The organism is Tardiphaga sp. (assembly GCF_028290785.1).
In the GTDB taxonomy this organism is placed as follows: domain Bacteria; phylum Pseudomonadota; class Alphaproteobacteria; order Rhizobiales; family Xanthobacteraceae; genus Tardiphaga.
Genome location: NZ_JAQGJD010000155.1, coordinates 1 through 9,249 on the forward strand (window position 1 = coordinate 1; position 9,249 = coordinate 9,249).

Consider the following 9,249-nt stretch of genomic DNA (forward strand, 5'->3'; position numbering starts at 1 on the left):
CAGCCGTTCAAGGGCATGGAGATCAATGTCGTCTCCGAAACCATCACCACCCATGAATACGAGGCCAAGACGCTGGCGAAGGCGTTTTCGGAACTTACCGGCATCAAGCTCAAGCATGACATCATCCAGGAAGGTGACGTGGTTGAGAAGCTGCAGACCCAGATGCAGTCCGGCAAGAATGTCTATGACGGCTGGATCAACGATTCCGATCTGATCGGCACGCATTTCCGCTACGGCCAGACCATTGCGCTGTCGGACTACATGACCGGCGAAGGCAAGGACGTCACCGATCCCTTCCTGGACGTGAAAGACTTTATCGGCACGTCGTTCACCACCGCGCCCGACAAGAAGTTGTACCAGCTGCCCGACCAGCAATTCGCCAACCTTTACTGGTTCCGGTACGACTGGTTCACCAACGCCGAATACAAGTCGAAGTTCAAGGCGAAGTACGGCTATGAGCTGGGCGTGCCCGTGAACTGGTCGGCCTATGAGGACATCGCCGAGTTCTTCACCAACGACATCAAGGAAATCAACGGCGTCAAGGTCTATGGCCATATGGACTACGGCAAGAAGGATCCGTCGCTGGGCTGGCGCTTCACCGACGCCTGGCTGTCGATGGCCGGCAATGGCGACAAGGGCCTGCCGAACGGCCTTCCGGTCGATGAATGGGGCGTGCGCATGGAAGGCTGCCGGCCGGTCGGCTCGTCGGTCGAACGCGGCGGCGATACCAACGGCCCGGCGGCGGTCTATTCGATCGTGAAGTATCTTGACTGGATGAAGAAATATGCCCCGCCGCAGGCGCAAGGCATGACCTTCTCCGAATCCGGTCCGGTTCCGGCGCAGGGCAACATCGCCCAGCAGATGTTCTGGTACACCGCCTTCACCGCCGACATGGTCAAGCCCGGCCTGCCAGTGATGAACGCTGATGGCACGCCGAAGTGGCGGATGGCGCCGTCGCCGCATGGCGCGTACTGGAAGGAAGGCATGAAGCTCGGCTATCAGGACGTCGGCTCGGGCACGCTGCTCAAGTCGACGCCGCCGGATCGCCGCAAGGCAGCGTGGCTGTATCTGCAGTTCATCACCTCGAAAACGGTGAGCCTGAAGAAGAGCCATGTCGGTCTCACCTTCATCCGTGAGTCCGATATCTGGGACAAGTCGTTCACCGAACGTGCGCCGAAGCTCGGCGGCCTGGTCGAGTTCTACCGCTCGCCGGCCCGCGTACAGTGGTCGCCGACCGGCAATAACATCCCGGACTATCCGAAGCTGGCACAGTTGTGGTGGCAGAACATCGGCGATGCCTCGTCGGGTGCCAAGACCGCGCAGGCAGCGATGGACTCGCTGGCGGCGGCGCAGGACTCGGTCATGGAGCGGCTTGAACGGTCCAAGGTTCAGGGCGAGTGCGGACCGAAGCTGAACAAGAAGGAGACGGCCGAGTACTGGTACGCGAAGTCCGCCAAGGACGGCAACATCGCCCCGCAGCGCAAGCTGGCCAATGAAAAGCCGAAGGGCGAGACGGTGGACTACGACACGCTGATCAAGTCGTGGCCGGCGTCGCCGCCGCAGAAGCGCGCAGCGAACTGAGACGAAGAACACAAAAAAGGCCGGGAGCGATCCCGGCCTTTCGTTTTCGTCATTGCGAGAAGCTGTTGCGACGAAGCAATCCAGCTCTTTCGGCGTATGCGGCCTTCTGGATTGCTTCGCTTCGCTCGCAATGACGTGGAGAGGGCGGAGAACTACTCCGCCGCCTGCTTCGCGTCGGCCAGCGTCGGATAATCCGTATAGCCCTTGGCTCCGCCGCCGTAGAACGTGGCCTTGTCGAACTCGTTGAGCGGCGCGCCGGCCTTCAGGCGTTCGACCAGATCCGGGTTGGAGATGAACAGCTTGCCGAACGCGATCAGGTCGGCCTTGTCGGCCGCCAGCACCTTCTCGGCGAGCGCGAGATCGTAGCCGTTGTTGCCGATATAGGTGCCCGAAAAACGCTTGCGCAGGCCGGCATAGTCGAACGGCGCAATGTCGCGCGGTCCGCCGGTGGCGCCCTCGACGACGTGCAGATAGACCAGCTTCTCGGCGCTGAGCCCATCGACGATGTAGTCGAACAGTTTCTGCGCCTGGCTGTCGGCGGCGGCGTCGTTGGCCGGCGTCACCGGCGAGATGCGGATGCCGGTCTTGTCGGCGCCGATTTCCCTGGCAACGGCCTTCGACACTTCGAGCATCAGCTTGGCGCGATTTTCCAGCGAGCCGCCATAGGCGTCGGTGCGCTTGTTGGTGCTGTCGCGGGCGAATTGGTCCAGCAGGTAGCCATTGGCACCGTGGATCTCGACGCCGTCGAAGCCGGCTTCCACCGCATTGGCGGCGGCGCGGGCGAAGCTATCGATTACGCCGGGAATCTCGTCAAGTTCAAGTGCGCGCGGCTCGGAACAATCGGTGAAGGTGTTATTGACGAAGGTCTTGGTGTTGGCGCGGATCGCGGAAGGGCCGACCGGCGCACCGCCGTTCGCCTGCAGGCTGCTGTGCGAAATCCGGCCGACGTGCCAGATCTGCGTGAAGATGTGGCCGCCTTTGGCATGAACGGCGTCGGTCACCTTCTTCCAGCCGGCGATCTGCTCCTTGGTGAAGATGCCGGGTACGTCCTGGTAGCCTTGGCCCTGCTGCGAAACCGCGGTGCCTTCGGTGACGAGCAGACCGGCGCTGGCGCGCTGCGCGTAATATTCAATGGCGAGGGGATTAGGCACATTGCCCGGCAGCGCGCGGTTGCGCGTCAGCGGGGCCATCACGGTGCGGTTGGACAGGGTGATAGGGCCGAGCTTGTACGGCTCGAAAAGTTTGAAAACGCTCATTTTGATTTTTCCGGAGAAATGGCCAATACGCTTGAAGTGTGCATCCATGTGCGTATTGGCAATGGTGGGGCGGGCTTCATTTGCAGGCAGGCGAAATGCATCAAATCTGTCGTCATACAAAGCATAAAATGCTTTCCGTCGCCGCTCCGCCGACAAAAGATTTGCAATCGGTAGGGTGGGTTAGCGCGCAGCGCGTAACCCACCGCCCATCGATATAATCGACAGGCGGTGGGTTACGGCGCGAAGAGCGCCTAACTCACCCTACAATCCTCAGTTTGCGCCGAGGAAATCACGCTTGCCGATCTCGACACCGCACATCCGCAAAATGCCGTGGGCGGTGGCGACGTGGAAATAGAAGTTCGGCAGCGAGAAGTTGCTCAGATACTGCTGTCCCTTCAGGGTCTGGGTATTACCGCCGCCGATCGGAAAAGTAACGTCGCGTTCTGCGGCGCCCTCGAACTGCGCCGGCGTGAACGCCTTCACAAAGTCGATGGTCCTGGTCAGGCGCTGCTTCAGTTCAGTAAAGGTGGTCTCGGTGTCCGGCGCGGACGGAGCTTCATTCTGCGTGAGGCGGGCGCAGCCGCGCGTGGCCTGATCGCAGGCGACCTGTACCTGGCGGCTCAGCGGCAGCATGTCCGGATACAGCCGGGTACCGAGCAGTACCGCGGGCTCGATTTTCTTCGCGATGGCGTGAGCCTCGGCCTTGTCGAGAAGGTTGGACAGGCTGCCGAGCATCTGCAGATAGGCGGGCACGGCGGAATCGTAGAATGACATGTGATGCTCTTTTCGAAGGAATTGAATGCGCAGCGGGAAGGTCCAGAAAGATGCTGCTGCATGGACTTGGGGAGTTCCCAGCCGAAAACAACCGCTGAGGCGTCCGAAAAGAGAAGAATTTAGCGTGGCGATTTGCGCGCCAGCTCCCGCAGCCTTCCGACAATGCCGGTCGGGAAGAAGTACACGGAGGCGATGAACAGCAGTCCGAGCCACAGCAGCCAGCGGTCCGGATGCAGCAATCCGGGCAACACCGGCAGCCCGGCGTCTGCCGCAGCGGTGGAGGCGACGCCCATCAGGGCCTGCAGGTAGTTCTGCGCGAGAATGAACACGGCAGCACCGACGATGGCGCCGTAGATGGTTCCCATGCCACCGATCACGACCATCAGCAAAATATCCAGCATGATGGCGAAGCTCAGCGAGGTGTCCGGCCCCGCATAGCGCAGCCACAGCGCATTGAGCACGCCCGCGGAGGCGGCCACCACCGCGGCGAGGCAGTTCGCGTAAGTGAGGTGAAACACGGTACGAAAACCGAGCGCCTCGGCGCGAAAGCGATTCTCCCGGATGGCCTGCAACACGCGGCCGAACGGCGAGTTCACCACGCGGAGCAAAGCAAGGATCATCGCCGCGGAGGCGATGAACACGATGTAATAGGTCAGGGTGCGGCCGTTGACCGGCACGCCGAACCAGTCCTTCGAGATGAACACCGTGCCAGGGCGCAGCAACTCCGGCAACGTAAAGGAACGGCCATCCTCGCCGCCGGTCAGCCACGACAGTTGCGACGCCAGCACCAGGAACGCGGAAGCCACCGCCAGCGTGATCATGGCAAAGAAGATTGCCTCCACCCGCAGCGAGAACAGCCCGATGCCAAGCGCCAGCAGCGCCGCCAGCGGCAGGCCGATGACGATGCCGGTGGCCACCGCGGTCCACGTCGGCCCCATCGCGTAGAGGGCGATGGCAATGGCGTAGCTGCCGATGCCGTAGAACAAGGTGTGCGCGAATGAGACGGTGCCGGTATAGCCGAGCAGCAGGTCGTAGGACGCCACCAGCGCCGCAAACACGCAGATCTTCGTCGCGACGTTCATCGCCTTGGCGCCGGGAAACACGAACGGCGTCACCGCCAGTGCCACCACGATGACGAGGAGCAGGACGTTGAGAATGCGGCTGCGCGGTCGGTCGCCGGAAAGGATCATCATCGGCAAACTTTCATCGACTTGTCACCGCATAGAGTCCGCGCGGCCGCCACATCAGGATCGCGACCATCAGAAGAATGTTGGACACCAGCGCCAGCTTGGGCACCAGGAAGCCGCCATAATTGGCGACCATGGCGACCAGGAGCGCGCCGATGAAGCAGCCCGATATCGAGCCGAGGCCGCCGATGATGACGACGATGAACACCAGCACGGTGAGGTCGTTGCCCATCGAGGCGTGGACCTGCTCGCGGTACAGCGCCCACATGGTGCCGCCAAGGCCGGCGAGCGCCGAGCCGACCATGAACACGCCGAGAAACAGCCGGCGCACACGATAGCCGAGCGCTTCCACCATTTCGCGGTTTTCCACGCCGGCGCGGATCAGCAATCCGATCTTGCTGCGGTTCAAAGTGAGCTGGATGGCGAGGAAGACAACCAAGCCGACCAGCATCGCCAGCAGGCGATATTTGGCGATGGCGATGTCGCCGATGATGAAGGAGCCGCGCAGCGAGGTCGGCAGCGGCAGCGGAATGATCTGCGGTCCCCACAGCGCATACAGCGCCTGTTCGGCGACGATCAATCCGCCGGTGGTCATCAGGATCTGCTTGAGGTGCTGGCCATACACCGGCAGGATCAACACGCGCTCGACGACCAGGCCCAGCGCGCCGGACACCGCCATGGCGGCCAATGCCGCCGGCGCCAGTACTGCCAGATTCATCAGCAGCGAATCCGCCTGCACCCAGGCCGCCAGCGGCAGCAGCACGAGGGTGGCAACATAGGCGCCGACCGCGATGAAGGCGCCATGGCCGAAGTTGAGTACGTCCATCAGGCCGAACACCAGCGTCAAGCCCGAGGCCATGATGAAGATCATCATGCCCATGGCGAGGCTCGCCACCGTCAACGTCACCCAGGTGCTGGGTGAGCCGATCAGCGGCAGCATCGCCAATGCGAGGATCACCGGCAGCAGCATAGGCACGACGTCGCGCTTCGGCTTCGGTAGCGCTTCCAATACAACTACGTCCGTCACTGATGCGCCTCCAGGCTTAACCCGAGCAGCCGTTCCTGCAGCGCGGTGTCGTCCGCCAGCGCCGCCATCCCGCCGCGATGCACGATGCGGCCATTGTCCATCACCAGCACCGTGTCGCCGATCTTCTGCGCAACGTGAAAGTTCTGCTCGACCAGCAGGATCGTGGCGCCGCTGCGCTTGATCTCGGCAAAGCATTCGATCAGCGCGCCGATGATCGCCGGCGCCAGCCCCTTGGTCGGCTCGTCGATCAGCAGCAGTTTTCGTGGCTCGACGATGGCCCGCGCAATCGACAGCATCTGCTTCTGCCCGCCGGAGAGCAGCCCCGCCCGCGACAGCCAGAATCGCCGCAGCGCCGGGAAGAAGCCGAAGATCCATTCGAGCCTCGCATCGTCCAGCGGCCCGTCGCGCGCGGCGAGGATCAGGTTTTCCTTCACGGTGAGGTCGGAAAACACCGCCATGCTCTCCGGCACGTAGCCGACGCCAAGCCGGGCGATATCGGGCGTTGCCATTTTTTCGATGCGCGCCCCGGCCAGCGAGATCTCGCCGGAAGATGCCGGCCACAAGCCCATGATGGTGCGCAGCGTCGTGGTCTTGCCGGCGCCGTTGCGGCCCAGCAGCATCGTGGTCTGGCCCTCGGGAACCACGAGATCGACGCCGTGCAGGATGTGGTAGCGGCCGATATGCGTATGCACGCCAGCCATGGTCAGGAGATCGGTCATGCGGCGCTCCGGGGCGGCGCTATGCCGAGATAGGCCTCCTGCACGATAGGCGAGGCGATCACTTCCTCCGGCTTGCCGTCGGCGACCAGTTGCCCGTTATGCAGCACGATGATGCGGTCGGCGAGCGAGCGCACCACGTCCATCTTGTGCTCCACCAGCAGGATGATCTTGGAAGTGTCTTTCTTCAACCGCGCGATCAGGTCAAGCACCACCGGCACCTCATCGACGCTCATGCCGGCGGTCGGCTCATCGAACATGAACACCTTCGGCTCCAGCGCCATCATCAGCGCCACTTCGAGCTTGCGCTGGTCGCCATGCGACAGCACCGTCGCCGCCACGTCGCGACGGTTGCCGAGCGCGACGCTGTCGAGAATTTCGTCGGCGCGCGCGATCAGGTCGCGGCGCGTTCTCCACGGCCGCAACATGTCGTAATGCACGCCGGATCGCGCCTGCACCGCGAGGCGGACGTTTTCCTCGACGCTGAGGTTTGGAAACAGGTTGGTGAGCTGGAAAGCACGGCCGAGGCCGGCGCGGGTGCGCAGCGGCGCCGAGAGATCGGTCAGGTCGTTGCCGTCGAACAGCACGCGGCCTTCGCTGGCGCGGAGCTGGCCGGAGATCAGGTTGAAATAGGTGGTCTTGCCGGCGCCGTTGGGGCCGACGATGGCGGTGAGTTCGCCGGGGCGGAACACGCAACTCACTTTGTTGACGGCGACGTGGCCGCCAAAGCGGATGGTGAGGTCGCGAGTTTCGAGGGTGGTCATCGAATGATCCATCATCAGGCCGGGCGGTCGTCATTGCGAGGAGCCCTTGCGACGAAGCAATCCAGCGCTTGCCGAGCTTGTGGCTCTGGATTGCTTCGCTTCGCTCGCAATGACGTGGAAAGGCCCGAGCGCTACCGCTTGTTTCGGATCGGGATGTTCATTTCCTCGATCTTGATCTCGCGCACCGGTTCATTGACGGCCCAGGCCAGGTTCGGATCGACCTTGACCTTGAAGTGATACATGCTCTGCAGCGCCTGGTGGTCTTCCCGACGGAAGATCATCTTGCCCTTCGGCGTGTCGAACTCCATGCCTTCCATCGCCGCAATCAGCTTCTCGGTGTCGGTGGATTTTGCCTTCTGCACGGCGGTGACGGCGGCCATTGCGGCGGAAAAACCGCCGGCGGTGAAGAAGTCGGGCGGCGCGTTGAAGCGCTTCTGGTGCTCGGCGACGAACCAGTCGTTCACCGGGTTCTTCGGGATGTCATAGTAGTAATACGTCGCGCCCTCCATGCCCGGCAGCCGCTTGTAGGCCGCCAGCGCCGGCAGGATGTTGCCGCCGGTCGACAGTTCGATGCCATAGCGCTTCGGGTCCATGTCCTGCAGCTTGGTCAGCGGGTCGCCGCCGCCTGCCCAGATCACCCAAATGATCTTTTTGCCCGGCTTGTCCTTCAGCGCGTCGAACAGCCGCTGGCCTGCCGCGGTGAAGTCGGTGGTGGTGGTCGGCACGTATTCCTCGGCGGCAAGCGTCGCGCCGGTCTTGGCCAGCGCCTCCTTGAAGGCGGCGACGCCGTCGCGGCCGAACGCGTAGTCCTGGCCGAGGGTGGCGATGGTGACGCCGGGTTTGCCGATCGCCACCGCGTTGGAGATGGCGTCCTGCGAGGAGTTGCGGCCGGTGCGGAAGATGTAGCGATTCCACTTCTCGCCGGTGATCTGGTCGGCCACGGCCGGCTCGACGATCAGGATCTTCTTGTTCTCCTCGGCGACCGGGAGATCGGCCAGCGCCGCAGCCGACGACGAGGTGCCGATGGCGATATCGACATTGTCGTCCTGATAGGCCTCGGCGAGCGCCGCCTTGGAAAGGTCCGGCTTGCTCTGGTCGTCCTTGGTGATGACCACGATCTTGCGGCCATCAACGGTCATGGTGCCCTTGGTGGCGTATTCCAGGCCCATGCGCAGTCCGGTCTCGGTCTGCTTGGCATAGGCTTCCAGCGGCCCGGTCTTGCCGTAGATCAGCGCGATCTTCAGGTCCTCGGCAAAAGCCGCCGTGGTCGCGAGCGCGGCGATCGTTGTCACCGCCAGAATGGAAATTCGACGCATGGCATTCCCCCTTGTTTTATTGGTTGAAAGCTAGAGCATTTTCCGAAGGCGAGGAAAAGGGGGATCGGTGCTATCCGCCGCGCAGCCGTATCAGCAATTCGGCGGTGGGCCAGGAATCCGCCGGCAAGCCGTACTTGACCTGCATCGCCTTGACCGCCGAGCGGCTTTGCTGGCCCATGATGCCGTCGACCTTGCCGACATTGAAGCCGGCCCGCGCCAGCAGTTGCTGCATCTCCTTGAGTTCGTTGAACGGCAATTGGGCGATTGGCATTGTCGGCTTGCGCATCGCCGGGGCGCCTGCGATGCGGGTAGCGAGGTAGCCCGCGGTCGTCGAGTAGATCAGCGAATTATTCCACTCGGTGTAGGCGGCGAAGTTCGCATAGGCCAGGAATGCCGGGCCGTTGCGCCCCATCGGCAGCAGAAGGGACGCCGGCATGGCGTCGTTCGGCAGCGGCCGGCCGTCGGGATAGGTGACGCCGTATTGCGTCCATTGCGAACGCGGCAACTGGACGGTGAGGTCGGCCTGGTCCCAAGGGAAACTGGAAGCCGGCACGCGAACTTCCTGCAGCCATGGCTCGCCGCGCCGCCATTTCAGCCCGTTGGCGATGTAGTTCGCGGTCGAGCCGAT

The 9,249-nt window shown here is 63.0% G+C and carries 9 protein-coding genes; 1 reads left to right on the forward strand and 8 read right to left on the reverse strand.

Annotated features, from left to right (window positions below; all coding sequences use genetic code 11):
• Positions 1-1,581 (forward strand): ABC transporter substrate-binding protein (locus JWR89_RS09125; RefSeq protein ID WP_299714629.1); only part of this gene is annotated, 1,581 nt, incomplete at its 5' end.
• 152 nt (positions 1,582-1,733) lie between these two features.
• On the opposite strand, the gene JWR89_RS09130 is transcribed toward JWR89_RS09125, so the two are convergent.
• The 8 genes from JWR89_RS09130 to JWR89_RS09165 form a co-directional block, all read right to left on the reverse strand.
• Positions 1,734-2,837, reverse strand: a complete 1,104-nt coding sequence (locus tag JWR89_RS09130; protein ID WP_299714632.1) for an alkene reductase — start codon at positions 2,835-2,837, stop codon at positions 1,734-1,736.
• Between the two features lie 270 nt (positions 2,838-3,107).
• A complete protein-coding gene (locus JWR89_RS09135) occupies positions 3,108-3,611 on the reverse strand; it encodes a DUF1993 family protein (protein WP_299714634.1) in 504 nt (167 codons plus the stop codon).
• Between the two features lie 119 nt (positions 3,612-3,730).
• Entirely contained in the window at positions 3,731-4,804 is a 1,074-nt protein-coding gene (locus JWR89_RS09140) for a branched-chain amino acid ABC transporter permease (RefSeq protein ID WP_299714636.1), read from the reverse strand.
• A gap of 10 nt (positions 4,805-4,814) precedes the next feature.
• On the reverse strand, positions 4,815-5,825 hold the full coding sequence (locus JWR89_RS09145) for a branched-chain amino acid ABC transporter permease (protein ID WP_299714638.1): 1,011 nt from the start codon (positions 5,823-5,825) through the stop codon (positions 4,815-4,817).
• On the reverse strand, positions 5,822-6,544 hold the full coding sequence (locus tag JWR89_RS09150) for an ABC transporter ATP-binding protein (protein WP_299714640.1): 723 nt from the start codon (positions 6,542-6,544) through the stop codon (positions 5,822-5,824). The genes JWR89_RS09145 and JWR89_RS09150 overlap by 4 nt, the downstream gene beginning before the upstream one ends.
• Positions 6,541-7,305 (reverse strand): ABC transporter ATP-binding protein, encoded by a 765-nt coding sequence (locus JWR89_RS09155; RefSeq protein ID WP_299714643.1) that lies wholly within the window; start codon positions 7,303-7,305, stop codon positions 6,541-6,543. The genes JWR89_RS09150 and JWR89_RS09155 overlap by 4 nt, the downstream gene beginning before the upstream one ends.
• A gap of 131 nt (positions 7,306-7,436) precedes the next feature.
• On the reverse strand, positions 7,437-8,621 hold the full coding sequence (locus JWR89_RS09160) for a substrate-binding domain-containing protein (protein WP_299714646.1): 1,185 nt from the start codon (positions 8,619-8,621) through the stop codon (positions 7,437-7,439).
• Between the two features lie 70 nt (positions 8,622-8,691).
• On the reverse strand, positions 8,692-9,249 hold a 558-nt coding region (locus tag JWR89_RS09165; RefSeq protein ID WP_299714649.1), incomplete at its 5' end, for a peptidoglycan-binding protein.